The sequence below is a fragment of the Gordonia sp. ABKF26 genome (assembly GCF_041103195.1).
GTDB lineage: Bacteria > Actinomycetota > Actinomycetes > Mycobacteriales > Mycobacteriaceae > Gordonia > Gordonia terrae.
In genome coordinates this window covers 4994762-5017512 of the sequence record NZ_JBGCVZ010000003.1, presented here as the reverse complement: position 1 = coordinate 5017512, position 22751 = coordinate 4994762, and the positions used below count along the sequence as shown (strand labels likewise).

General features: G+C 68.1%; 22 protein-coding genes. 10 read left to right on the top strand and 12 right to left on the bottom strand.

The window, feature by feature from the left end:
- Nucleotides 1–44: 44 nt before the first annotated feature.
- The 4 genes from AB4Z55_RS23125 to AB4Z55_RS23110 all read right to left on the bottom strand — a co-directional run bounded on the left by AB4Z55_RS23125 (nt 45) and on the right by AB4Z55_RS23110 (nt 2048).
- Complete coding sequence (locus tag AB4Z55_RS23125) at nt 45–233, bottom strand: hypothetical protein (protein WP_354560640.1); 189 nt, start codon at nt 231–233, stop codon at nt 45–47.
- On the bottom strand, nt 202–339 hold the full coding sequence (locus AB4Z55_RS23120; RefSeq protein ID WP_354560639.1) for a hypothetical protein: 138 nt from the start codon (nt 337–339) through the stop codon (nt 202–204). The genes AB4Z55_RS23125 and AB4Z55_RS23120 overlap by 32 nt, the downstream gene beginning before the upstream one ends.
- 184 nt (nt 340–523) lie before the next feature.
- Complete coding sequence (locus AB4Z55_RS23115) at nt 524–997, bottom strand: hypothetical protein (RefSeq protein WP_354560638.1); 474 nt, start codon at nt 995–997, stop codon at nt 524–526.
- A gap of 97 nt (nt 998–1094) precedes the next feature.
- The gene (locus tag AB4Z55_RS23110; RefSeq protein WP_354560637.1) at nt 1095–2048 is read right to left on the bottom strand and encodes a helix-turn-helix domain-containing protein; all 954 of its coding nucleotides are present in this window, start codon (nt 2046–2048) and stop codon (nt 1095–1097) included.
- An 86-nt stretch (nt 2049–2134) separates the two neighbouring features.
- Here AB4Z55_RS23110 and cysD point away from each other — a divergent pair, with 86 nt between their 5' ends.
- The 3 genes from cysD to AB4Z55_RS23095 all read left to right on the top strand — a co-directional run bounded on the left by cysD (nt 2135) and on the right by AB4Z55_RS23095 (nt 5788).
- A complete protein-coding gene (cysD, locus tag AB4Z55_RS23105; protein WP_354560836.1) occupies nt 2135–3082 on the top strand; it encodes a sulfate adenylyltransferase subunit CysD in 948 nt (315 codons plus the stop codon).
- Complete coding sequence (gene cysC, locus AB4Z55_RS23100) at nt 3082–4944, top strand: adenylyl-sulfate kinase (RefSeq protein ID WP_369520628.1); 1863 nt, start codon at nt 3082–3084, stop codon at nt 4942–4944. The genes cysD and cysC overlap by 1 nt, the downstream gene beginning before the upstream one ends.
- Nucleotides 4945–5008: 64 nt before the next feature.
- Nucleotides 5009–5788, top strand: coding sequence for a 3'(2'),5'-bisphosphate nucleotidase CysQ (locus AB4Z55_RS23095; RefSeq protein WP_369520627.1), 780 nt, complete (start codon nt 5009–5011; stop codon nt 5786–5788).
- Between the two features lie 12 nt (nt 5789–5800).
- Here AB4Z55_RS23095 and AB4Z55_RS23090 read toward each other — a convergent pair whose 3' ends face one another.
- The 3 genes from AB4Z55_RS23090 to eccA form a co-directional block, all read right to left on the bottom strand.
- Nucleotides 5801–6340: a hypothetical protein gene (locus AB4Z55_RS23090; RefSeq protein WP_369520626.1), complete on the bottom strand. Its 540-nt coding sequence runs from the start codon at nt 6338–6340 to the stop codon at nt 5801–5803.
- A gap of 14 nt (nt 6341–6354) precedes the next feature.
- Entirely contained in the window at nt 6355–6771 is a 417-nt protein-coding gene (locus tag AB4Z55_RS23085) for a hypothetical protein (protein WP_101820924.1), read from the bottom strand.
- A 338-nt stretch (nt 6772–7109) separates the two neighbouring features.
- Nucleotides 7110–8891, bottom strand: coding sequence for a type VII secretion AAA-ATPase EccA (gene eccA / locus AB4Z55_RS23080; protein WP_369520625.1), 1782 nt, complete (start codon nt 8889–8891; stop codon nt 7110–7112).
- 185 nt (nt 8892–9076) lie between these two features.
- On the opposite strand from eccA, the gene purL reads away from it, so the two are divergent.
- The 3 genes from purL to AB4Z55_RS23065 all read left to right on the top strand — a co-directional run bounded on the left by purL (nt 9077) and on the right by AB4Z55_RS23065 (nt 12358).
- Nucleotides 9077–11407, top strand: a complete 2331-nt coding sequence (purL, locus tag AB4Z55_RS23075; RefSeq protein WP_369520624.1) for a phosphoribosylformylglycinamidine synthase subunit PurL — start codon at nt 9077–9079, stop codon at nt 11405–11407.
- A 134-nt stretch (nt 11408–11541) separates the two neighbouring features.
- Nucleotides 11542–11913: a CD225/dispanin family protein gene (locus tag AB4Z55_RS23070; protein WP_004023149.1), complete on the top strand. Its 372-nt coding sequence runs from the start codon at nt 11542–11544 to the stop codon at nt 11911–11913.
- Nucleotides 11914–12001: 88 nt separating this feature from the next.
- Nucleotides 12002–12358: a DUF2752 domain-containing protein gene (locus tag AB4Z55_RS23065; protein WP_101820927.1), complete on the top strand. Its 357-nt coding sequence runs from the start codon at nt 12002–12004 to the stop codon at nt 12356–12358.
- Here the strand turns inward: AB4Z55_RS23065 and AB4Z55_RS23060 are convergent.
- Entirely contained in the window at nt 12344–13270 is a 927-nt protein-coding gene (locus AB4Z55_RS23060) for a glycerophosphodiester phosphodiesterase (RefSeq protein ID WP_369521052.1), read from the bottom strand. The two genes, AB4Z55_RS23065 and AB4Z55_RS23060, sit on opposite strands and share 15 nt — an antisense overlap.
- A gap of 79 nt (nt 13271–13349) precedes the next feature.
- Here AB4Z55_RS23060 and AB4Z55_RS23055 point away from each other — a divergent pair, with 79 nt between their 5' ends.
- The gene (locus AB4Z55_RS23055) at nt 13350–14429 is read left to right on the top strand and encodes a diacylglycerol kinase (protein ID WP_101820928.1); all 1080 of its coding nucleotides are present in this window, start codon (nt 13350–13352) and stop codon (nt 14427–14429) included.
- 168 nt (nt 14430–14597) lie between these two features.
- Here AB4Z55_RS23055 and AB4Z55_RS23050 read toward each other — a convergent pair whose 3' ends face one another.
- The 4 genes from AB4Z55_RS23050 to AB4Z55_RS23035 all read right to left on the bottom strand — a co-directional run bounded on the left by AB4Z55_RS23050 (nt 14598) and on the right by AB4Z55_RS23035 (nt 19060).
- Nucleotides 14598–16268: a DUF222 domain-containing protein gene (locus AB4Z55_RS23050; RefSeq protein ID WP_369520623.1), complete on the bottom strand. Its 1671-nt coding sequence runs from the start codon at nt 16266–16268 to the stop codon at nt 14598–14600.
- A 192-nt stretch (nt 16269–16460) separates the two neighbouring features.
- Nucleotides 16461–17258, bottom strand: a complete 798-nt coding sequence (locus AB4Z55_RS23045) for an NADPH-dependent oxidoreductase (protein WP_369520622.1) — start codon at nt 17256–17258, stop codon at nt 16461–16463.
- Nucleotides 17259–17361: 103 nt separating this feature from the next.
- Complete coding sequence (gene ykgO, locus AB4Z55_RS23040; RefSeq protein ID WP_369520621.1) at nt 17362–17484, bottom strand: type B 50S ribosomal protein L36; 123 nt, start codon at nt 17482–17484, stop codon at nt 17362–17364.
- 67 nt (nt 17485–17551) lie between these two features.
- Entirely contained in the window at nt 17552–19060 is a 1509-nt protein-coding gene (locus AB4Z55_RS23035) for a hypothetical protein (RefSeq protein ID WP_004020927.1), read from the bottom strand.
- 55 nt (nt 19061–19115) lie between these two features.
- On the opposite strand from AB4Z55_RS23035, the gene AB4Z55_RS23030 reads away from it, so the two are divergent.
- From AB4Z55_RS23030 to purM, 3 genes are all read left to right on the top strand, one after another.
- Complete coding sequence (locus AB4Z55_RS23030) at nt 19116–19520, top strand: sterol carrier family protein (RefSeq protein WP_051987072.1); 405 nt, start codon at nt 19116–19118, stop codon at nt 19518–19520.
- A 156-nt stretch (nt 19521–19676) separates the two neighbouring features.
- Nucleotides 19677–21287, top strand: a complete 1611-nt coding sequence (purF, locus tag AB4Z55_RS23025; protein ID WP_004020925.1) for an amidophosphoribosyltransferase — start codon at nt 19677–19679, stop codon at nt 21285–21287.
- A 96-nt stretch (nt 21288–21383) separates the two neighbouring features.
- Nucleotides 21384–22490, top strand: coding sequence for a phosphoribosylformylglycinamidine cyclo-ligase (gene purM / locus AB4Z55_RS23020; protein WP_064569499.1), 1107 nt, complete (start codon nt 21384–21386; stop codon nt 22488–22490).
- Nucleotides 22491–22751: the final 261 nt, after the last annotated feature.

Below are 22751 nucleotides of genomic sequence, written 5' to 3'. Positions count from 1 at the left end.
CTAGCAAGTGCTTGGTTGGTAGTCGGTGACGGCGATCGGCGGCGTCAGGCGTGCGGTGTGGGGTGGTAGGTCAGTTCTTGGATCCGGCCGTCGAGGAGGCGGCTGTCGACGAGATCGAGGTCGAAGTCCGTGGCCGCGCCGATCACCGGCTCGGTGCCGCTCGTGCCGCTGATCACCGGAAAGATCGTCACCCGGACGAAGTCACGAGGCCGGCGGATGACCGTCGCGGGCATCGCGCATCAGGGTGGGCCACTCATCGATCTCGTCGGTGGCGGTGCCCTCGGGGTCGGCCGGCATCATCTCGACGAACTCGCGGAACGTGGTGGCGCCGAGAACCATCCGATGATCTCTCTGCTCCCTGAGGAGCGAGCTTGCGAGCGTCACGAAGGGTCTCGCAAACCCGGTCGCCGGACCCTTCGTGACGGCCCTCCGCAAGCTCCGGGCCTCCTCAGGGGGCAATGGGGGTCGCTTTTCAGATTGGGGAGCAGGGTGCCGCCGGAAGTCATCGGTGGCCCGAGCGGGGTCAGGAGATGACGACGCTCCCGCTGCAACTCGTGGACGGGATGCTCCAGAGTGCGTTCCGGTTGACCGCGCCGAAGGTGACGTTGACGCGGCCCTTGCCGATCTGGTTGACGGGGATCACGAAGTAGTGGACGCCCTGATAGGGCGGGTTCACCCGCACGTTGCTGACCTTCGAACCGCGCTTGCCGGTGGCGAGATTGTGCCAGTCGAGACGGGCCGAGGACTGATACCCGCCGGGGAAGTAGCTGGTGAAGTCGCTGGCGATGTAGGCGTTTCCGGCATATGTGCTGACGATGGCGCGACGCGCCAGGAACGGGACGTCGACGACATTGGGGCTCACGCCGACGCAGTTGGACAGCGGGTATTCGCGAGTCACCGCGTTCGCGTCGCCGGTGGCTGCGACCCCGAGACCGGCGGCCGAGGTCAGTGCGATGGCGGCGGCGGCCAACCGGGTGATCGTCTTCGTGCCGGGCATGTCTCGACTCCCTTGCTGGTGGCGATGATCGCGTTGCGCGATCATCGGTCAGTTTCCCGCAGAAAGCCCGATTCGTGGCGATTTCGGCGCGGCGAGTTCATTCGATCGGCCGATTGTCTTCTCGTCCGAGGTGGAGCGAGATCCCGTCGGCGGCCGCGCGCGTCTCCTCGCCCAGCGTGCGGAGCTCGTCGACATCGAGGGTCCGGTTCGGGCATACGACGATCGCCGCGACCACTCGCCGGGCGGCGTCGAAGACGGGTGCGCCGATCGTGACCACGGGGACACCCGTGCCGTCGGTCGCGCAGGCGTCGATCTCCTCGGGTAGGTAGTCGATGACCGACAGCTCGGTGAGCAGGTCGCCGACCCGCGCCCGCAGGGTGTCCGACATGGTGTCGAGGGAGCTGAGGGCCTCGATCATCGCCACGTGGTCGTCGGTCATCCGCTCGATCGAATAGCCGCGTTCGGCGACGACGTCGAGCACCATGCGGAGGCGGGTCCGGGTGGACTCGGCGGCCTGCGCGATCCAGCTCGAACGGGTCTCGTCCGGATCGAACGCGATGAACTCTCGGCAGATCGGCGGACGCAATCGGATGCGGCTGCCGTTGCGCAACCAGGGATGTTGCGCGGTCTCCGGTGCGACGTGGGGCGGGAAGGCGTGCGAGGCGAGCGTCACCGCGTCCGCCGAGGTGCGCCGGGCGACGAAGGACGGCACGGCGAAACGGTCGCAGAGCTCGCGCGCCGCCGAGGTGGCCCAGCGAACGAGGTGGTCGGCGCCGTCGGCATTGCGGACGAGACCGACGAAGGCAGGTCCGACGGCGAAGGTGCCTGCCGACGGGTCGCGGATCAGCCAGCCGCACTCCACGAGCTCGGAGACGACGGCATGCGCGGTGGCGCGCGACATCGAGGTCTGACGGACGATCTCGGCCAGGGTCATCGACGGCTGCTCGGCGCCCGCGAGGAGTTCGACGATGCGGACGACCCGGGCAGTGGGCGGTGACGCCGCACGTGCCGGTTGACGCGCGGCAGAGAAGTCACCTACGGTTTGTGTCACATTGTCAACACTTAGTGTCGAATATTCGACATGTCAAGGGGGTTGCTCCGGTGGCCATCACCATCGATGCCGACGGCGAACGTCGTCTGGATCGCACCGAGTCCACAACCGATGGTCGTCCGCACCATCGCGGGTACGAGCTCTCGCACCTCGCGGCGCTCGAGGCCGAATCGGTCCACATCTTCCGTGAGGTCGCCGCGACCTTCGAACGTCCGGTCCTGCTGTTCTCCGGCGGCAAGGACTCCGTGGTGATGTTCCACCTGGCGCGGAAGGCGTTCTGGCCGGCGCCGATCCCGTTCCCGCTCATGCACGTCGACACCGGGCACAACTTCGACCAGGTGATCGAATACCGCGATCGCGTGGTCGCCGAGACCGGGGTCCGCCTTCTCGTCAGCTCGGTGCAGGACGACATCGATGCCGGGCGGGTCGTCGAGCAGACCGGCCCGGGTGCCAGCCGCAACCGGCTGCAGACCGCGGCGCTGTTGCGCGGGATCACCGAGAACCGTTTCGACGCCGTGTTCGGCGGGGCCCGGCGCGACGAGGAGAAGGCGCGGGCGAAGGAGCGCGTGTTCAGCTTCCGTGACGAGTTCGGCGCGTGGAATCCGCGCGAGCAGCGACCCGAGCTGTGGCGCCTCTACAACGGGCGTCACGCCAAAGGGGAGCACATCCGGGTGTTCCCGCTGTCGAACTGGACCGAGCTCGACATCTGGCAGTACATCGCCGCCGAGGACATCGATCTGCCGGAGATCTACTACGCGCACCAGCGCGAGGTGATCCCGCGCGACGGCATGCTGCTCGCGAAAACCCGCTTCCTGCAGGAACTCCCGGGTGAGGAGGTGCGGACCGAGACCGTGCGGTTCCGGACCGTCGGCGACGCCACGTGCACCGGGTGTGTGCTGTCCGGCGCGGACGACGTGATGAAGGTGATCGAGGAGATCGAGGTCACCCGGTTGACCGAGCGGGGAGCCACGCGCGCCGACGACCGGATCTCCGAGTCGGGGATGGAAGACCGCAAGAAGGAAGGTTACTTCTGATGGGCGACCTCAACGCCGTCGGCGGCGCGACGGAGATGCTGCGTCTGGCGACCGCGGGCTCGGTGGACGACGGCAAGTCGACACTCATCGGCCGGCTGCTCTACGACTCGAAGGCGATCTTCACCGACCAGCTCGAATCGATCGAGCGCACCAGCGCCGAGCGCGGTGACGAGTACGCGAACCTCGCCCTGCTGACCGACGGGCTGCGTGCCGAACGCGAGCAGGGCATCACCATCGACGTCGCCTATCGGTACTTCGCCACGCCCAGGCGGAAGTTCATCATCGCCGACACGCCGGGTCACGTGCAGTACACGCGCAACATGGTGACCGGCGCCTCGACCGCCGATCTGGCGATGATCCTCATCGACGCGCGCAAGGGTGTGCTGGAACAGACGCGTCGGCATGCGTTCCTGTCGTCGTTGCTCGGCATCCCACATCTGACGGTCTGCGTGAACAAGATGGACCTCGTCGACTGGTCGCAGGAGCGTTTCGACGAGATCTGTGCAGATTTCGTCGATTTCGCGACCAAGCTCAACGTCGTGGATCTCACTTTCATCCCGATGTCGGCGTTGCGCGGCGACAACGTCGTCGAGCAATCCGCGGCGATGCCGTGGTACGAGGGGCGGCCGCTCCTCAATCACCTCGAACACGTATACATCGCGTCCGACCGCAACCTGATCGACACCCGTCTCCCCGTCCAATACGTCATCCGGCCGCAGCGCAGCGACGGTGCCGACCATCGGGCCTACGCGGGTACGGTCGCCGGCGGGGTGCTCGCCAAGGGCGACGAGATCGTTGTCCTGCCGAGCGGATTCAGCACCACGATCACCGAGATCTGGGCGCCGGGAGGCCAGCCGGTCGACGAGGCCTTCGCGTCGATGGCCGTGTCCGTCGAACTGGCCGACGAGATCGACATCGTGCGCGGCGACATGCTGGCGCGGCCCAACAACCGTCCGTACGTCGGGCGCGATCTGGACGCGATGGTGTGCTGGTTCGCCGACGACGCCGAGCTCCGCCCTGGGAACAGGTATCAGCTGCTGTGTGGAACACGGCTGACCCGAGCGCAGGTGAACGGGCTCAACTACCGCCTCGACGTCAACTCGCTGCATCGTGACGAGGAAGCAGAGGGACTGTCGCTGAACGAGATCGGGCGCGTCGTCCTGCACACCCAGGAGCCGGTGACCTTCGACTCCTATCGCCGCAACCGGGACACGGGCAGCTTCATCCTGATCGACGAGGCCACCAATCGCACCGTCGGTGCCGGGATGATCACGGCGCCGGTGAGTCACGACAGCCACGTCGTGTGGCAGGCGACGAAGGTCGACCGCGAGCACCGTCCGCACCGCGGCGCCACGATCTGGTTGACGGGACTGTCCGGCTCGGGCAAGTCGTCGCTCGCGGTCGAACTCGAGCGGCGCTTCGTCGCCGAGGGGCGTCCGGCATACCTGATGGACGGCGACAACCTGCGGCACGGGCTGAACTCGGATCTGGGCTTCTCCGATGACGACCGGCGGGAGAACATCCGCCGGACCAGTGAGGTCGCGGCGTTGTTCGCCGACTCGGGATCGGTGGCGATCGTCTCGCTCATCAGCCCCTTCGCCGACGAACGGCAGCGGGCCCGCGAGATCCACGCCGAGCGCGGGTTGCCGTTCTACGAGATCTTCGTCGACACCCCGCTCGCGGAATGCGAGCGACGCGACCCGAAGGGACTCTACGACCGCGCCCGTCGGGGGGAGATCAGTCAGTTCACCGGCATCGACTCGCCCTACGAGCGGCCGTCGAGTCCGGATCTCCTCATCACGCCCGACGACGGTCCGCCGTCCGAGGTCGCCGACCTCGTCTTGCGTAACCTGGGTCTGTGAGTGCGCTCTGCCACCCGGCGCCGAGCGCTGTTGTGCCACCGGTACCCCGACCGAGAGGAACCCCGTGATCGACGATCGCGCCCTGGCGGGCGAACTGGCCACCGCCGCAGGTGAACTCCTGCTCGACATCCGGCGTTCCAGCGGACTGACGGGGAAGGAGCTCGGTCAGGAGGGCGACCGCCGGTCCGACGAATTCATCCTCGGGCGTCTCGCACAGGAGCGGCCGGAGGATGCCGTGCTGTCCGAGGAGTCGGCCGACGACAAGTCGCGGCTGTCGGCGCCGCGGGTGTGGATCATCGATCCGGTCGACGGCACGCGCGAGTACGGCACCTACGAGCCCGGTGGCGGGCGTACCGACTGGGCGGTGCACGTGGCGCTCTGGTCGGCCGACGACGGGCTGATCGCGGGTGCGGTGGCGCTCCCGGCACTCGGGGTGACCTATCTCGACGACGATTCGACCGTCGAACCGGTGGAGGGCCTGGCCTCGCGGCCCCGCACCGGTGTCCCGCGCGTCGTCGTGAGCGGTTCGCGGCCACCGGCCTTCGCCGACGAGGTGGCCGCGGCCATGGCCGGCGAGGTGCTGCCGATGGGGTCCGCCGGGGCGAAGGCGATGGCGGTCGTGCGCGGCGAGGCCGACGCCTACGTCCATGCCGGCGGCCAGTACGAATGGGACTCGGCCGCGCCCGTCGCGGTCGCGAAGGCGAAGGGCCTGTGGTGCGGGCGGATCGACGGTTCGCCGCTCGTCTACAACAACGAGGACACCTACCTGCCCGACCTCGTCATCTGCCGGCCCGAGTTCACCGAGGTGATCCTCACGGTCACCTCCGAGGGCGCGGGCGGCTGAGGTACGCCACGGTCAGTGCGTGACGACGATCTTGATCGCGACGATCGCAGTCGCGACGAAGGTCACCGCACCGGAGCTGAGAAGCGTTCCGCGGCTTGGCCGCTCGTTGTTGAGTCGATCGATGACGAACACCGTGCCGCCGATGCGCAGCAGGATCACGATCTCGGCGACGAGCTGGGCGGTACGGGGCTCGATCCAGCCGATCAGCCCGATCAGCAGGATCGCGCAGGGCAGGAGCGCCGAGGTCAGGATGGGCACCGAGTCACGGAGATGGCCGAGCGCCTCTGATCGTGTCGGTTGCACCTTTCCGTCGGAGACCCGGCGGGAGACGCCCTCGGCGAAGACGTGCGCGATGAAGGTCGACGCGGCCGTGCCGGCGAGGATCGCGATCCCCACGAAGTCGTCCTCGACGTGCAGCGGGATGAGGACGGCGAGGATGAGGATGTTGCCGTAGATGTAGGCGCTGATCCGTGGGGCGGCGTGCTTGCGGTCGAGCGGGTTGTCGCGGCTGAACAGCGGGCCGTGCAGCAGGGTCCACGGACGAGTGCTCATAGACGCCGAAACTATCAGCGCGGGACCAGTTCGGCGACGACAGCGGCAATGGTGTCGTCGGGCCGACTCAGGCAGACCGTCGCCGCCACGGTCGCCACCTGCTGCACATTCGCGGTCACGTCGAGCTCGGTGAGAACCGCCGCCCGCTCCGCGTCGTCGAGTTCGCGGAACTGCGCGCACGTCATCGTCGACGCGGCGCCGGTCCCGGTGTCGGAGCCGCGCGACGGCGACGCAGTCGTCCGGCTGGTGGTCGCGGATGTGGCGGGGCTGCTGGTCTCGGTGGCGCTCGTGGTCGAGACCACGCTCTCGGGTGCAGGCGCGGGCGCGGGCTCATCGGACGAGCACGCGCCGACCGTGAGCATCGCCAGCGCGGTCATCGTCAGGCCCGCGGCGAGCCGGGTCGGACGGAAACTGCGGGCGGGTACGGACATGCAGGGCTCCTCGTGGAATGTGCAGCGGTGGTGTTGTGATCGGTGGTGTTGTGATCGGCGGTCGGTGTGGCTTCGTGGCTTCGACTCGGCTCCTCGCTTCGCTCGGTGCCGGCTCAACCAGCAGATGGGGTCGGTGCCGGCTCAACCAGCAGATGGGGTCGGTGCCGGCTCAACCAGCGGATGGGGTCGGTGCCGGCTCAACCAGCGGATGGGGTCGGTGCCGGCTCAACCAGCGGATGGGGTCGGTGCCGGCTCAACCAGCAGATGGGGTCGGTGCCGGCTCAACCGGCGGATGGGGGCGGTGCTGTCCGGGCCGACGGGGTGGGTCGGTGGGGCATTCAGCGCATGAGCCCGGAGAGGACGCCCGAGATGGCCGACCGGACGTCGGCGGTCTCGATGCGCATGAGGTCGTCCTGGCTGAGTGCGTCGAAATCGCCGGCACCGCTGAGGCGGAACTCGCGCTCCTCCTCGGCCGCCTCGATGATGTTGCGGATGAAGCGACCGTTACCGGCGAGATCGGTGGCGCGCCGCACGGTGCCCTGGTGTTCGCGGACATCGTGGTACAGCGGAGCGCACGCCTGCTCGATCTCGGTCATCGCCTCGCGGGTCAGCGACGAGTCCCGCTTGCGCGCAATGAATTCGGCGATACGAGCGAGCTCGTCGGGAGTGTAGGAGTCGAAGCGCACGCGGCGGGCGAAGCGCGAGGCCAGGCCGTCGTTGGACGCGAGGAACCGATCGATCTCGGAGTCGTAGCCGGCGATGATGACGACGAGCCGGTCGCGGTCGTCCTCCATCCGCGCCAGCAGCGTGTCGACGGCCTCGCGACCGAACGCGTCGCCGCCGGACAATCCCTGCTGGATCAGGGTGTAGGCCTCGTCGATGAACAGGACACCGTCCATCGCGGAGTCGATCAGCGCCGAGGTCTTGATCGCGGTGCTGCCGAGGTGCTCGCCGACCATGTCGCGGCGGGTCGCCTCCACCACCTTGTCGGACTTGATGAACCCCAGGCCGCAGTAGATCTTGGCGACGATGCGCGCCACCGTGGTCTTGCCGGTGCCGGGCGGTCCGGTGAAGGCGAGGTGCAGGCTGCGCGCCGACGTCGACAACCCGCGGTCGGCGCGGACCTTCGCCAGCGTCGCGGTCGACTGCAGTTTGGCCACCTGCTGCTTCACCGAGTCGAGCCCGATCTGTTCGGCCAGTTCGCGTTGCGCCTCGGTCACCAGGGAGCTCTGCTCATCCGGATCCCCGGACCCCGACACCAGGGTCTCGGCGCGATCGGGCACCGACTTCGGGTCCCACCGGTCGGTGCGCTCGGCGATCTGTTCGGGAGTCGTCGCGGTCACGCGGAGGGAAGGCGAGCGGATGGCCTCGGCCGCGGCCGCGAGCGACGGGTCGCGGGCATAGGCCTGCTCGAACATCGACTTGGCCTTCTCTTCCTGTCCCTGCTCGCGCAGGGCGAGGCCGTAGACGAACATCGCCTGCGTCGAACAGGCCGCGATCGGGCCGTCGACCGCGTTCTGCAGTCGGCGCATGCCCTCGCCGAGCATGCCGAGGTGCACACACGACGTCCCGGCCATGAAGTCGGCGACGGCCTGCATGTAGGGGTCGTTCCACCGATCCGACCTGGTGAGCGACGTCAGGACGTCGGGCCACCGCTGGGTGGCGAAGTGGAGGAAGGCGCGCACGAAGTCCACGATCGGCACGCGATGGGCCGGGGGCACCTCGTCGAGCACGTCTTCGGCACCGGCGAAGTCCGCTCCGCGAACCAGGCTGGCGGCATAGGCCGCGGTCGCCTCGACCGCACTCGACGCCGGGAAGTCGATCATCATGCCCGTGTACCAGCGCCCCGCGATCGTACCGGGCGGGAGTCCGAGCCGGCGCTGCTCCGCGCCGATCGATCCGCGTGCGCGGTAGAGACCCAGGAGGACCTCGTTGCTGTTGTCGCCGCAGGCGAGCCTGCCGATCCAGGCGTCACCCAGGGACGGATCCCACTCCGTCGCGCGGGTGAAGGCCTTGGCGGCCTGGGCGGGATTGTCGACGGGCTCCTGGCCCTCGACGGGGATGTTCAGCGACAGGACACCGAGTTCGAAGAGCGCCCTCGCCTTGCGGACATCGGCCATCGCTTCCCCCTGTGTCGTCCCATCGGCGTACCGAAGCCCCTGTACCGATCTCCCCGGGCGCATCCGCTCGGTCGCCGGGGACAGACTATCGCTAGACCGCCCCGGCGCCGGGTGCAGATCTCCCAGGTCCGCACCCGGACCGCCCCGACGGCCGGAACCGCCCGCGTCCGCCTAGACTGATCAGAGTGAGTGCCCAGGTGGATACCGTCTCAGCCGCTGCCCAGACCCCGGATCATCCGCAACCCTTCCGCGAACTCGGTCTCAAGGACGACGAGTACGCGCGCATCCGCGAGATCCTGGGCCGCCGGCCCACCGACGCGGAACTCGCCATGTATTCGGTGATGTGGTCCGAACACTGCAGCTACAAGTCGTCGAAGGTGCACCTGCGCTACTTCGGCGAGACCACCACCGACGAGATGCGTGCGAGCATGCTGGCCGGTATCGGCGAGAACGCCGGTGTCGTCGACATCGGTGACGGCTGGGCGGTGACCTTCAAGGTCGAATCGCACAACCACCCGAGCTACGTCGAGCCGTACCAGGGCGCCGCGACCGGCGTCGGCGGAATCGTGCGCGACATCATGGCGATGGGTGCGCGTCCCATCGCGGTCATGGATCAGCTGCGCTTCGGCCCGGCCGACGCCCCGGACACCCGCCGCGTCGTCGACGGCGTGGTGCGCGGCGTGGGCGGTTACGGCAACTCGCTCGGCCTGCCGAACGTCGGCGGCGAGACCGTGTTCGACGCCAGCTACGCGGGCAACCCGCTCGTCAACGCGCTGTGTGCCGGTGTGCTGCGCACCGAGGACCTGCACCTGGCCTTCGCCTCGGGCGCGGGCAACAAGATCATCCTGTTCGGCGCGCGTACCGGGCTCGACGGCATCGGTGGTGTGTCGGTGCTGGCGTCGGAGACCTTCGACGACGCGGACGCCGGGAGCGAGGCGAGCGGGTCCAGTGGTGCAGCGGGATCTCGGCCCAACCGCAAGAAGCTGCCGAGCGTGCAGGTCGGCGACCCGTTCACCGAGAAGGTGCTCATCGAGTGCTGTCTCGAGCTCTACCACGCCGGCCTCGTGGTGGGCATCCAGGATCTCGGCGGTGCCGGATTGTCCTGTGCGACCAGCGAACTGGCTGCGGCAGGCGACGGTGGCATGCACATCGACCTGGAGAAGGTGCCGATGCGCGCCGAGGGCATGACCCCGGCGGAGGTGCTCTCCAGCGAGTCGCAGGAACGCATGTGTGCGGTGGTGACGCCGGAGAACGTCGAGAAGTTCCTCGAGGTCTGCCGCAAGTGGGACGTGCTCGCGACCGTCATCGGCGAGGTCACCGACGGTGATCAGCTGGTCATCACCTGGCACGGTGAGACCGTCGTCGACGTGCCGCCGCGCACCGTCGCCCACGACGGTCCGGTCTACGAGCGCCCGGTCGCCCGACCCGACTGGCAGGACACCGTCATCGCGTCGACCACCGAACCGCTGCAGCGTCCGAGCACACCCGATCAGCTGCGCGAGACCTTGCTGACCATGCTCGCCTCACCCGCGCTGTGCAGCCGCAAGTTCATCACCGACCAGTACGACCGGTACGTCCGCGGCAACACCGTTCTCGCCGAACACGCCGACTCGGGCTTGATCCGGATCGACGAGGAGTCCGGGCGCGGGATCGCGCTGGCGACCGACGCCTCGGGCCGTTACACCTTCCTCGATCCGTACCGCGGGGCCCAGCTCGCGCTCGCCGAGGCCTACCGCAACGTCGCCGTCTCCGGTGCGACGCCGAAGGCCGTCACCAACTGCCTCAACTTCGGCTCGCCGGAGGACCCCGCGGTGATGTGGCAGTTCCAGCAGGCGGTCCGCGGACTTGCCGACGGCTGTGCACAGCTCGGCATCCCGGTCACCGGCGGCAACGTGAGCTTCTACAACCAGACCGGGGCGACGGCCATCCTCCCGACCCCGGTGGTCGGTGTCCTCGGCGTGATCGACGACGTGCACCGACGCATCCCGACCGGGATCGGCACCGAACCGGGCGAGACGCTCATCCTCCTGGGTGAGACGCGGGACGAGTTCGACGGCTCGATCTGGGCGCAGGTCAGCCACGATCATCTCGGTGGCGTTCCGCCGCAGGTCGACCTCGAGCGGGAACGACTGCTCGCCGAGATCCTGACCGCGTCGTCGCGCGACGGACTGATCTCCGCGGCACACGATCTCAGCGAGGGCGGGCTGATCCAGACCGTCGTCGAGGCGGCCCTGGCCGGTGAGACCGGCTGCCGGATCCTGCTGCCCCAAGACGCCGACCCGTTCGTCTGGTTGTTCTCCGAATCGGCCGGCCGGGTGCTCGTCGCGGTGCCGCGTACCGAGGAGTCACGGTTCACCGCGATGCTCGACGCACGCACGCTGCCGTGGACGCGGATCGGCGTGGTCGATCAGGGCAGCGACGCGGTCGAGGTCCAGGACTACTTCTCGGTGCCTCTCGCCGAACTCCGCGAGGTCCACGAGGGCACCCTTCCGAGGATGTTCGGCGACGCCGTCTAGTTGCATCTCGCAACGTTGTAGCCTGCGAGGATTCCGTTGTACGTCAATGGAATCAATATCGTTTGCAGACGTGTCGCGCCCGGTGGCGGTCGGTTACGCTCCTTGAGTTCTCTGACCGAGTCGAAAGGGCGCAGATGAGCTACCCCTATGATCCGAACCAGCCGCCGAACTACGGCGCGGGTGGTTACGGACAGCAGCCGTACGGTGGATTCCCGGGCGGCAACCCGGCGGGTCCGGAGCCGGACAACAACCTCGTGTGGGCGATCCTGGCCACGGTGCTGTGCTGCCTGCCGCTCGGGATCGTGTCGATCGTGAAGTCGACGTCGGTCAGCAAGCTGTGGGCGGCCGGCGATTACGCCGGTGCGCAGAAGGCCGCCGACGAGGCCAAGAAATGGGCGATGTGGAGTGCCATCTCGTCGGTCGTCATCTGGGTGCTGATCGTCATCGTCTATGTCATCTTCTTTGTCATCCTCCTCGGCGCCTCCGCGTCCACGTCCACGTACTGAGCGCTTCGAGAGGGCCGTCCTCGGACGGGTCTCGGCCCTCTCGAAGCATCGGTTCCTCGGGCCGGCGACCGTCGTCGCCGGTACCGGGATGGTCTGTGCGGGCGTGTGGTTCGGCGATCCGACGACACCGGGTGGCGCCCTTCCGGTGTGTCCGACCAAGCTGATCTTCGGCGTGACATGCCCTGGTTGCGGATCGCTCCGCGCGATCTATTCGCTGCTCCACGGTGATGTCCCGGCCGCCCTGCACTACAACGCCGTCGGGGTGCTCGCGATGGGGTTGCTGCTCGTCGCCTTCGCGGCATACTGCGTGCGGCTGTGGACCGGCCGCCGGATTCGCAGCTGGCAGCATCTCCGCTACTCCGGCGTCGTCGTACTGGTGGTCGTGGTGGCCTGGTTCGCGATCCGGAACATCCCGGTCGAACCGTTCTGGTCACTCCACGTGTGAACGTCTGGCGGCACCGCGGATCCAGCGAGCCAGCCGCGAACCGGGCTCGCGCACCGGATCGTCGAGGTCGAGCGTCGCCAGGGCCTCGGGATCGTCGGTCGTGATCTGATCGATCCGCAAGTCCAGCAACCGTCTGATGTCCGGGGCGACACGTGGCCCGACCCGCGTGACCGTGTACCCGTCGACCAGACGACGGTTCTCGTGAAAAGCGCCGATCAGATCGTGGCCGCGACGATCGGCCGCCAGGATCAACCGGTTCTCCAGGTAGACCATCTCGGCATCCGGTGATGCCGCCACCGCGCGGTCGACGAAGCCGTCGAAGTCCCTGGATCGGATCGCGGCCTCGGCGGCACCGTGATGGCAAGGGTCGTAACCGATCCGGATGCCCGGCGCGGCCGAGGTCAGCGTCTCGACCGCCGCGGCGTCGCCGCACGACAGGATGTAGTGCCTCGCGTGCGGCGCAACGCTGCGGGCGAACACCGCCACGGCCGCCGGGTCGAGAGCGGCGTCGTCTTCCTTGAAGTCGAGCTGGAGCGACGCGGTGGGCGCGACGTCGACGCCGTCGAAGAGCTCGGTCAGATCCTCGAGCAGGAGCACGCGATCCTCGATGGGTCGGCCGGTGTTGTCCCGCAAGTGCAGGTCGCGCAGGTACGACGCGGGGAGTGCCGACACCGTGCCGGTGCCGGTGGTGGCGTGGTCGACGGTGCGGTCGTGCAGGACGGCGAAGCCGCGCTCGGCGTGGATCACGAGGTCGATCTCGATGCTCGCGCCGAGACGCATGCCCTCGACGATGCGGGTCGCGGTGAACTCCGGATCGTCGGCGCGGCGTCGGCCACGGTGCCACTTGAGCATCGTCCGATGGCCGGCGTGGTCGATGGCGATCGGGGCGGCCGCGGGATCTGAGGGCGACATGGCAGTCACAGCTCCGACCTTAGCGATGCATCTCACCGAATCGACGCGCCGAAGTGGAACGTGTTCTAGTTTGGTTCGCATGACATTGCGCGTGGTCGAGTGGTCGACCGGAACCGTCGGACGACATGCCATCGCCGGGATCGACGCCCGGCCCGACCTCGAACTCGTGGGGGTGTGGGTGTCCGACCCCGCCAAGGTCGGCAAGGACGCCGGTGAGCTGGCCGGTCTCGACCGTGAGCTGGGCGTCGCCGCGACCGACGACCGTGATGCGTTGATCGCCCTGAAACCCGACTGCATCGTGCACACGGCGATGACCGACGATCGCGTCATGGAGTCGATCGAAGACCTCATCTTCTTCGTGGAGAACGGGATCAACGTGGTGTCGAGCGGCCCGGTGGTGCTGCAGTTCCCGCAGGGGATTCTGCCGGATTCGCTTCTGGACCGGATCGCGGCCGCGGGCGAGTCGGGCGGGGCGAGCCTCCACGTCAACGGCATCGACCCGGGATTCGCCAACGACGTGCTGCCGCTGGCGATGACGAGCCTGTCGCAGCGCATCGACGAGGTGCGCTGTCAGGAGATCGCCGACTACTCGACCTACTACCAGCCGGTCGTCATGCGTGACCTGTTCGGCTTCGGCCGGCCCCTGGACACGACACCGCTGATCTTCGCGCCGGGCATCCTGTCGATGGGGTGGGGGAGTGTCGTTCGACAGATCGCCGCCGGCCTCGACCTCGTGCTCGACGAGCCGCTCGTCGAACGTGTCGACCGGGTGGAGGCCGATCGCGACTACTCCACGGTGTCCGTCGAGATCCCCAAGGGGACGATGGCCGCGGTGCGCTTCGAGGTCGTCGGCCAGGTCGACGGCGTGGATCGCGTTGTGCTGGAACACTACACACGCACCCACCCCGATCAGTGCCCGGACTGGCCGTCTCCGACCACGGGGGACGGGTGCTACCGCATCGAGATCTCCGGCGAACCCGAGATGGCCGTCGAGTTCGGGCATCACGGCGAGAACGGCGACCACAACGTGTCCGGCATGATCGTCACCGCGATGCGCCTGGTCAATTCCGTTGCAGCCGTTGTCGATGCGAAGCCAGGCCTGGTCACCGCACTCGATCTCCCGCTCGTGACCGGCCGGGGGTTGTTCGCGCGGAAGTAGTCGCTCTCGACGACGGTGGTCGGGGTGATCCGAACTTGTGGGAGGTGTCGATGGCCTTGATTTCCGCCTGCACCATCGTGGGCGGCCCGCACAGATGGGCCGCATTGGTTACGGCGTATCGCGCCGTCCACTCGCCGTCGGCGCAAAGTCGGTCGAGTTGCGCTGCGATCACACGTGGTCGGTGAGTATGCGTGCGAGTTCTGCTTCGACTGGAGTAAGGGATCGGGTGATGAGATCTTCCGGCAATGTTCGCGGGTGGACCAATTCGCGGTAGGCGAGTTCGAGGCGCCGGCCGCTGTCGCCATAGCCGACGGCGTCGGCGCGCGACAGGTCTGGGCGTGGTTGATCGCCGGACCGGGTTGGTGGTCCGTGGATCTCGTTGCGCACGGTGTTCAGATGTTCGGCGAATCGCCGGGGTATGTCGGGTCGGCGGTTGATGCGTTCGGGGTTGGGTGGCGCGCCGGGCTCGGCATTCAACCGCCAGAGGCAGCGGCCTTCGTCGGGTCCGGACCGTTCGATTCGCGTGGTGTATTGCCCGGGTTGGTCGCCGACCATCCGGTTGTGCCGCGGGCAGGCCGGGGCGAGGTCGTCGATGTCGGTGAGACCACCCTTGGCCCAATCCTTCTGGGCGTGATGGAGTTCGACGTGGGTGGCGGGCTGGTCGCATCCGGGTGCGGAACAGACTTCACCGTCGGGGCGGGCGAAGGAGACGAGGCGTTGTTCGCGGGTGGCGAGACGCTTGCCCCTACCGAAATGCAGCGGCACCGCGGTGGCGTCTTTGAAGATCGCCAACCACGGCTGGATCTCGCCGGCCATCGCGATCAGGTCGGGGATGGGCAGCAGGGTGCCGGTGGCGGTGGTGGCGAGTCCGGCTTCACGGATCAGATCATTGAGGTCGCCTTTGATGATCAGTTGCACGGGCAGCCCGCGGTGCGAGGTTCCGAGCGTGCCGTCGGCGAAACCGGCGGTGAGTGCGGCGTCCAGTGCGTCGTGATTGGTCTGGGCGGGGGTGCGTTGGTCGCGGTCGGCTGCGAGGGCCAGGGCGTCGGAATCGGCGGTGCCGGCCGGCCCGCTGGGCGAGTTCGGGTCGTCGGGGTTGTTGAGTCCGGGTTTGCCCCAGACGGCGAACATCATCGTGAGTCGGGCGGCGAGTTCAGGGGTGAGGGTGCCGGAGATGGTGGCGGTGCCGTCGGCGCGTTGCCGCCCGATCCACACGCCGCGGCGTCGTTTCTGGTCGGTGTCGTCGGACAGGGTGCCGTCCGGGTCGAGATGGGCCAACAAGCGCGCGCCCAATTGGGTGATGTCGGCGGGTGTGTGGTCGGCGGCGATCTCGGCCATCTGCCGTTCCGCAGCGACTTTCACGTCGTGGTCGACAGCGTTCGGGATGCGGTCGAGGACGTCGAGGACGTCGAGGGCGGATTGGACGTGTGCGGTGCCGACGGCGCCTCGCGCGAATGCCTCAGCCAGGCAGGGGTGTTCGGGTTCCAAGATTTCACCGCCGAGGCTGGTGCGGGTGGCGGTGGCGTCCATCTGCTTGCGTCGGCGCGTCGGGTTGGAGACCCGCAGCCGGTGGGTCATGAACTGCATGAGGGTTCGGCAGCCGGCCTTGCGGGGGAGGTCGCGGGCTTCGACCTGATCCATCTGCCGGTCACCGGCAACGGTCAGGCGTGCGATGGCACGTTCGGTATCGGCTGCCACGTCAATCAACTCGGCATCGGTACACGGCGACAGGTCCACAGTCTGCAATTTGTCGAGAATCGCATGCAGCTCGGCCACCAGCTCGACGGCACGCGGTTGCGGCGCCGCCGAATCGTCGTCGACGTGTGTCGTGTCGGCCATGACGGTCACCTCCCCCGGGAGCCGTTGCTGCGAATGTACGTTCGAGTGTACACGATCTCGGCGCATCTGGTCGCGAAAAGCTCTGTCCAGCAATCTGTATGGTCTCTTGTGATGGTGAAGGGAGCTTGTCGGCGGCAACAGATATAACCTAGCGGAACAACGAACATCCTCGTTGCAGTCAACCGGGCGTTGTCACCACGACGGCAGCCCGCGCGCTTCTAATTGGGCACGTAGGTTCTCCCGACCGTGCAACGACTCTGCGCCGGCGAGCCGGGCGAGAACCCTTGTGCTCCAGTCGCCGTCGAGGCCATGCCGGCTGTTGTATCCGGTCAGGGTTTCGTCGTAGGTATCGACGTGCGAGTCCGCGGCCGCGGCGTCGTAGGTCTCCCGGTGGAGAACGGCGGCTTGGGGGAGGCGGGGTTTGACGCCCGCAGGCTCGGTGGGGTCGGGTCGGCCGATCGCCAGCCCGAAGGTTGCGATCGCATGGTCGGGCAATCTCAGCTCGTCGGCCACCTCTAAGGGGTGATTACGGATTGCGCCGACGAACACCGTGCCGAGGCCCAGTGATTCGGCGGCGACGACCGCGTTCTGGGCGGCGAGTGCGGTGTCGACGAACCCGATGATCGTGGATTCCAGATAGTCGGTCGCATCGAGCGGCACTGCCCGGCGCGTAGCGAGGCGCCGGGCACGGCCGAGATCGGCGACCCAGACCAGGAACAGCGGCGCGTCGTCGATGAACCCCTGGTTGTTGGCCAGCACCGACAACCGGCGCTTGCGATCCGGATCTCGCACCGCGATCACGCTCCACGCCTGCAGGTTCGACGCTGTCGGGGCCGACTGTGCCGCCGCGACGATGGCGTGGAGCCGGGCATCATCGACGGGATCCGGCAGGAACCGACGGACCGAACGGTGCGCCAGCTGAACGCCGAGGACCTCGCTGACCACGTCGAGGGTGGCTTCGGGGTCGGCGTAGCGTTCGGTGATGGTCATGCCGAGCATGCTGATGCGCGGGGACCGGTGTGACAACCTTCTCGCGCGGACTGGGCGGAAGTCCCCGCGGCGGCGAGCGGAACGTCGCCCTCCGCGCCGGCCATCAACCCTGGCGCGCCTTGAATCTGGGGTTGCCCTTGTTGATCACGTAGATGCGTCCCTTGCGCTTGACCACCTGCGAGCCGGGCTGGGTCTTCAACGAACGGATGGATGCACGGACCTTCAACGGAGCCTCCTTAATGGAAATTGTTTCCATTAAAGCAGCTCCGTCGCCTCGGGTCGACGGCCGGGTCTCAGACCTCCCAGGTGTGTACCGGCTCGCCCTCGTGCATCTGGGTCACGTAGTCGCGCAGCATTCCCTGCAAGGCCTGCGCCCGGCTCTCGCCCGCGCGTTCGCGGGCCGCCACGGCCTGGCGTTGCCAGACCGACCCGGTCTGACGAGAGATGCAGCGGCCCTCGATGACCGAGAGGTAGCGCTTGCGGGCCTTGTCGGAGACCCCGAACCGACGCAGTCCGTCCTCGGCGAGCACGAGGAGCCGGCGGAGGACGAGTTCGTCGGGCCGGACCCAGCCGACGTCGGGCCAGTACAACTGGGACTCCATCCCGGCGCGTGCGCCGGACTGCAGGTTCTCGGCGGCGGCATTGAACGACATCCGCGACCACAGCGGGCGGTCGGACTCGACGAGACCGCGGACGACACCGTAGTAGAAGGCGGCATTGGCCATCGTGTCGACGACCGTCGGGCCGGCGGGCAGCACGCGGTTCTCGACGCGGAGGTGGGCCTGGCCCTCGTGGATGTCGTAGACCGGCCGGTTCCAGCGGTACACGGTCCCGTTGTGTAGGCGCAGCTCGTCGAGGGTCGGGATGCGTCCGTCGTCGAGTTCGGCGAGTGGATCGGTGTCGGTGGAGACCGGGAGGAGGGCGGGGAAGTAGCGGGTGTTCTCCTCGAAGAGGTCGAAGATCGTGTTGATCCATCGCTCCCCGAACCACACTCGAGGCCGCACGCCTTGATTCTTCAGCTCCAGCGGACGGGTGTCGGTGGCCTGCTCGAAGACCGGGATGCGGCTCTCGTGCCACAGCGCGGTCTCGGCGAGGAACGGCGAGTTGCCGGCCAGTGCGACCTGCACACCGGCGATGGCCTGTGCCGCATTCCAATGCGCGGCAAAATCTTCCGGCGCCACCCGGAGGTGCAGCTGGAGGGATGTGCAGGCGGCCTCGGGCAGGATCGAGTCGGTCGAGGTGCGCAGGTGTTCGGTGTGGTGGGCGTCGGTCAGCGGTACGCCGGTGATGTCGATCTCGAGGTCCTCGCCCCGCGCGGCGAAGATCTGCTCGTTCAGCAGGTCGTACCGTGGGTTCGCCGAGATCCAGTGATGGGCGAAGTGTTCGGACCTCAGCGTCGGGAGCATGCCGATCATCACGAGGTGGCTCGAGGTCTGCGCGGCCCGCTGTTCGGCCCGGTTGAGCGACGTGCGGAGCGCCTGTTCGAGTGAGATCGTGTCGTCGGTGGTGAACGGTCGCGGCGAGACGTTGATCTCGATGTTGAACTGACCGAGTTCGGTCTGATAGTCGGGATCGGCGATCGCCTCGAGGACGGCGGCGTTGGCCATCGCCGGTCGCATGTCCTCGTCGACGAGGTTCAGCTCGACCTCCATGCCGAGCAGCGGCTTCGGCGGACGCCCCTGGTCGGTGAACAACCCGTCGGCGAGCATCCGGGCGATCGCTTCCGTCCCGCGCCCCACCTGACGCCGGAAACGAACCCGGTCCTCGCCGGTGAACTGCTGCTTGGACACCTCGGCTCCCATGCGGTCAATACTGCCCGATCCGGGCCGCCCCGAACCCTGTTGGGAGAATGGCCGGGTGCCGCCACGCAGGAGAGTGGATCCAGCAGAGGTCCGAGCCGCAGTGCTGGCCGTCTCGGACTGGCTCGTCGACCCGACCGCGCCGCCGCCGGGACGGGCCGCCCTCGCCGACGCCGTCCGACAGTCGGCCCGGACGCTCGAACAACTGGCGCCCGGGAACTCGGTCGAGGTCCGGGTGCCCCCGTTCGTCGCGGTGCAGTGCATCGAGGGTCCCCGCCACACCCGCGGGACGCCGCCGAACGTCGTCGAGATGTCGCCGCGGACCTGGCTGCTGCTCGTCGCGGGCGTCCTGTCCTACGACGACGCGCTCGCCGCGGGCGACATCGACGCCTCCGGACACCGCGCCGGCCTGGTCGCCGACCTGCTCCCACTGGTCCCGATCGGAGCGTCGGGCGACCGGTGAGCCGGAGTGTGATCCGTCACTCGCCGCCGGTGTCGAGGAATGACCCGCCGGCCCACACTGCTGCAAGATTCGCATCGGGAGCCGACGGACCCGTAAACTCCGTGATGTCTCCCAGCCCACTCGACTGACCGATCCGCAGCCCCAGGGAGCTAGTCGATGCCTGATCATTCGATCGCCAACATGAACCTGCTCGCTCCCACGACGCCGGCGGGGGGATGCTCCGCACGCGGCGCGGGCGCGGTCAACCCGGCTCCGCTGGACGAACCCGAGAACGAACCGCGTGAGGAATGCGGTGTCTTCGGGGTCTGGGCACCCGGTGAGGACGTCGCCAAACTGAGCTACTACGGGCTCTACGCCCTGCAGCATCGCGGCCAGGAGGCCGCCGGTATCGCGGTCGGCGACGGCAGTCAGGTGGTGGTCTTCAAGGACCTCGGACTGGTCAGCCAGGTCTTCGACGAGCAGACCCTCGGTGCGATGAGCGGCCACGTGGCGATCGGCCACTGCCGATACTCCACGACCGGGTCGACCACCTGGGAGAATTCCCAGCCTATCTTCCGCACCACCGACGCCGGCACCGGCGTCGCGCTGGGCCACAACGGCAATCTGGTCAACACCGCGGACCTCGCGGCTCGTGCGCGTGAGCAGGGGATCAAGAGCTCGGCGGCCACGTCGGACTCCGATGTCGTGGGTGCGCTGCTCGCGCACGGCGCCGCCGACAGCTCCATCGAGCAGGCTGCCATGGAACTGCTGCCGACGCTCAAGGGCGCCTTCTGCCTGACCTTCATGGACGAGCACACGCTCTACGCCGCCCGCGACCCGCACGGGGTGCGTCCGCTGTCGCTCGGCCGTCTTGATCGCGGCTGGGTCGTCGCGTCGGAGACCGCCGCCCTCGACATCGTCGGTGCGTCGTTCGTCCGGGACATCGAGCCGGGTGAGCTGCTGGCGATCGACGCCGACGGGGTCCGCAGCTCCCGCTTCGCCGAGCCCACACCCAGCGGCTGCGTCTTCGAATACGTCTATCTCGCCCGCCCGGACTCGGTGATCCACGGGCGCTCGGTCCACTCGACCCGCGTGGAGATCGGTCGGCGCCTCGCCAAGGAGCACCCCGCCGAGGGTGACCTGGTGATCCCGGTACCGGAGTCCGGCGTGCCGGCGGCCGTCGGTTTCGCCCAGGAATCGGGCATCCCGTATGGCCAGGGACTGATGAAGAACGCCTACGTCGGCCGGACCTTCATCCAGCCGTCGCAGACGATCCGCCAACTCGGCATCCGCCTCAAGCTCAACCCGTTGCGCGAGGTCATCCGCGGCAAGAAGCTCGTCGTCGTCGACGACTCCATCGTGCGGGGCAACACCCAGCGCGCGCTCATCCGGATGCTGCGGGAGGCCGGGGCCGCCGAGGTGCATGTTCGCATCGCGTCGAGCCCGGTCCGGTGGCCGTGTTTTTACGGCATCGACTTCGCGTCGCCCGCGGAGCTCATCGCCAATGGCATGGAATCCGAGGCCGGCATGGTCGAGGGTGTCCGGCAGGCCATCGGCGCCGACTCGCTCGGGTACATCAGCATCGACGAGATGATCAACTCGACCGGTCAGGCCGCGTCGGCCCTGTGTGCGGCCTGCTTCGACGGCAAGTACCCGATCGAGCTGCCCAAGGAGACGTCGATGGGCAAGGCCGTCCTCGAACAGATGCTGGCCAGCGCTGCCGGCGACCGGACGGTGGACCCGCTGACCAAGCCGAACGACAACGTCAGCGCGGTCATGCGGCCCTGATTCCCCGCCATCTGCCCTCCGGTACCGTATGACCCGTCGGCGAACACGCCGGAAACAACGTTCGACCGAGATTCTTGGAACGGGAGTGCTGCGGAGATGACGGAGCGGGATGCTGCTGCCGACGAGACGGCCGGGAGCGCGACACCGGCCTCGTATGCGGCGGCCGGAGTCGACATCGACGCCGGTGAGCGGGCTGTGGAACTCATTGCGCCCCATGCCAAGCGTGCGTCGCGTCCGGAGGTTCTCGGCGGGATCGGTGGCTTCTCCGGTCTGTTCGCACTGAAGGGCAACTACCGGGAGCCGGTCCTCGCCGCCGCCAGCGACGGCGTCGGCACCAAACTGGCCGTGGCACAGGCGATCGACAAGCACGACACCGTCGGTCGCGATCTCGTCGCCATGTGCGTCGACGACCTGGTCGTCTGTGGCGCCGAACCACTGTTCCTGCAGGACTACATCGCCGTGGGCAAGGTGGTCCCCGAGACGGTGGCCCAGATCGTCGCCGGTATCGCCGACGGATGTGTCGAGGCCGGTTGCGCGCTCCTGGGCGGCGAGACCGCCGAGCACCCCGGCCTGATGCAGGACAACCACTACGACATGTCGGCCACCGCGGTGGGCGTCGTCGAGGCCGACAACGTCCTCACCCCCGACCGTGTGCGTGCCGGTGACGTCGTCATCGGCATGGGATCGTCGGGATTGCACTCCAACGGCTACTCGCTCGCCCGCAAGGTGCTGCTCGAGTGGGGCCACATGGACCTGTTCGGCCACGTCGAGGAGTTCGGTCGCACCCTCGGCGAGGAGTTGCTCGAGCCGACCCGGATCTACGCCCGGGACTGCCTGGCACTGATCGCCGAGGCCGATGTCCGCACCTTCGCGCACATCACCGGCGGTGGACTCGCCGAGAACCTGGCGCGGGTGATCCCGAACGGACTCGTCGCGGAACTCGAGCGGAACACCTGGACGCCCGCGCCGATCTTCACCCTGATCGGGCAGCGCGGGCGGGTGGAGCAGCTCGAGATGGAACGCACCTTCAACATGGGCGTCGGCATGGTCGCGGTCGTGGCGCCCGAGGACACCGATCGGGCGCAGGCCGTGCTGACCGCGCGGCATGTCGACAACTGGGTCCTGGGGACGGTCAAGCGAGCGAGCGACCGATCCGACAACGACTCACGTGTCAGCCTCCTCGGGGAGCACCCGCGCTTCTAGCGCCGGCCCGAACTCGCTCTGTCGCAAGGACAGTCGTGTGGGGCCGACTCAGACAGACAACCGACGCCCGCCGGAGGGGATTCCCTCGGCGGGCGTCGGCGTCTGTTGATGACGAGATCACCCCCGTACCGGCGCACGAGCACGCACCACCCATGGAGAAACGGGTGGTGCGTACAAAATCATGGGCCCGCGTCACCGCGGGTCCGCTCATGCGGAGAGTGTGTGGGGTGATCCCAGGCGTCGAGAGATCAACGCCTGAGG

What these genes read in the sequence shown, in the direction of transcription:
- AB4Z55_RS23125 (WP_354560640.1), bottom strand. Translation starts at nt 233, where the DNA reads ATGCCCGCGACGGTCATCCGCCGGCCTCGTGACTTCGTCCGGGTGACG.
- AB4Z55_RS23120 (WP_354560639.1), bottom strand. Translation starts at nt 339, where the DNA reads ATGGTTCTCGGCGCCACCACGTTCCGCGAGTTCGTCGAGATGATGCCG.
- AB4Z55_RS23115 (WP_354560638.1), bottom strand. Translation starts at nt 997, where the DNA reads ATGCCCGGCACGAAGACGATCACCCGGTTGGCCGCCGCCGCCATCGCA.
- cysC (WP_369520628.1), top strand. Translation starts at nt 3,082, where the DNA reads ATGGGCGACCTCAACGCCGTCGGCGGCGCGACGGAGATGCTGCGTCTG.
- AB4Z55_RS23090 (WP_369520626.1), bottom strand. Translation starts at nt 6,340, where the DNA reads ATGAGCACTCGTCCGTGGACCCTGCTGCACGGCCCGCTGTTCAGCCGC.
- AB4Z55_RS23085 (WP_101820924.1), bottom strand. Translation starts at nt 6,771, where the DNA reads ATGTCCGTACCCGCCCGCAGTTTCCGTCCGACCCGGCTCGCCGCGGGC.
- eccA (WP_369520625.1), bottom strand. Translation starts at nt 8,891, where the DNA reads ATGGCCGATGTCCGCAAGGCGAGGGCGCTCTTCGAACTCGGTGTCCTG.
- AB4Z55_RS23070 (WP_004023149.1), top strand. Translation starts at nt 11,542, where the DNA reads ATGAGCTACCCCTATGATCCGAACCAGCCGCCGAACTACGGCGCGGGT.
- AB4Z55_RS23065 (WP_101820927.1), top strand. Translation starts at nt 12,002, where the DNA reads ATGGTCTGTGCGGGCGTGTGGTTCGGCGATCCGACGACACCGGGTGGC.
- AB4Z55_RS23060 (WP_369521052.1), bottom strand. Translation starts at nt 13,270, where the DNA reads ATGTCGCCCTCAGATCCCGCGGCCGCCCCGATCGCCATCGACCACGCC.
- AB4Z55_RS23055 (WP_101820928.1), top strand. Translation starts at nt 13,350, where the DNA reads ATGACATTGCGCGTGGTCGAGTGGTCGACCGGAACCGTCGGACGACAT.
- AB4Z55_RS23050 (WP_369520623.1), bottom strand. Translation starts at nt 16,268, where the DNA reads ATGGCCGACACGACACACGTCGACGACGATTCGGCGGCGCCGCAACCG.
- AB4Z55_RS23045 (WP_369520622.1), bottom strand. Translation starts at nt 17,258, where the DNA reads ATGACCATCACCGAACGCTACGCCGACCCCGAAGCCACCCTCGACGTG.
- AB4Z55_RS23035 (WP_004020927.1), bottom strand. Translation starts at nt 19,060, where the DNA reads ATGGGAGCCGAGGTGTCCAAGCAGCAGTTCACCGGCGAGGACCGGGTT.
- purF (WP_004020925.1), top strand. Translation starts at nt 19,677, where the DNA reads ATGCCTGATCATTCGATCGCCAACATGAACCTGCTCGCTCCCACGACG.
- purM (WP_064569499.1), top strand. Translation starts at nt 21,384, where the DNA reads ATGACGGAGCGGGATGCTGCTGCCGACGAGACGGCCGGGAGCGCGACA.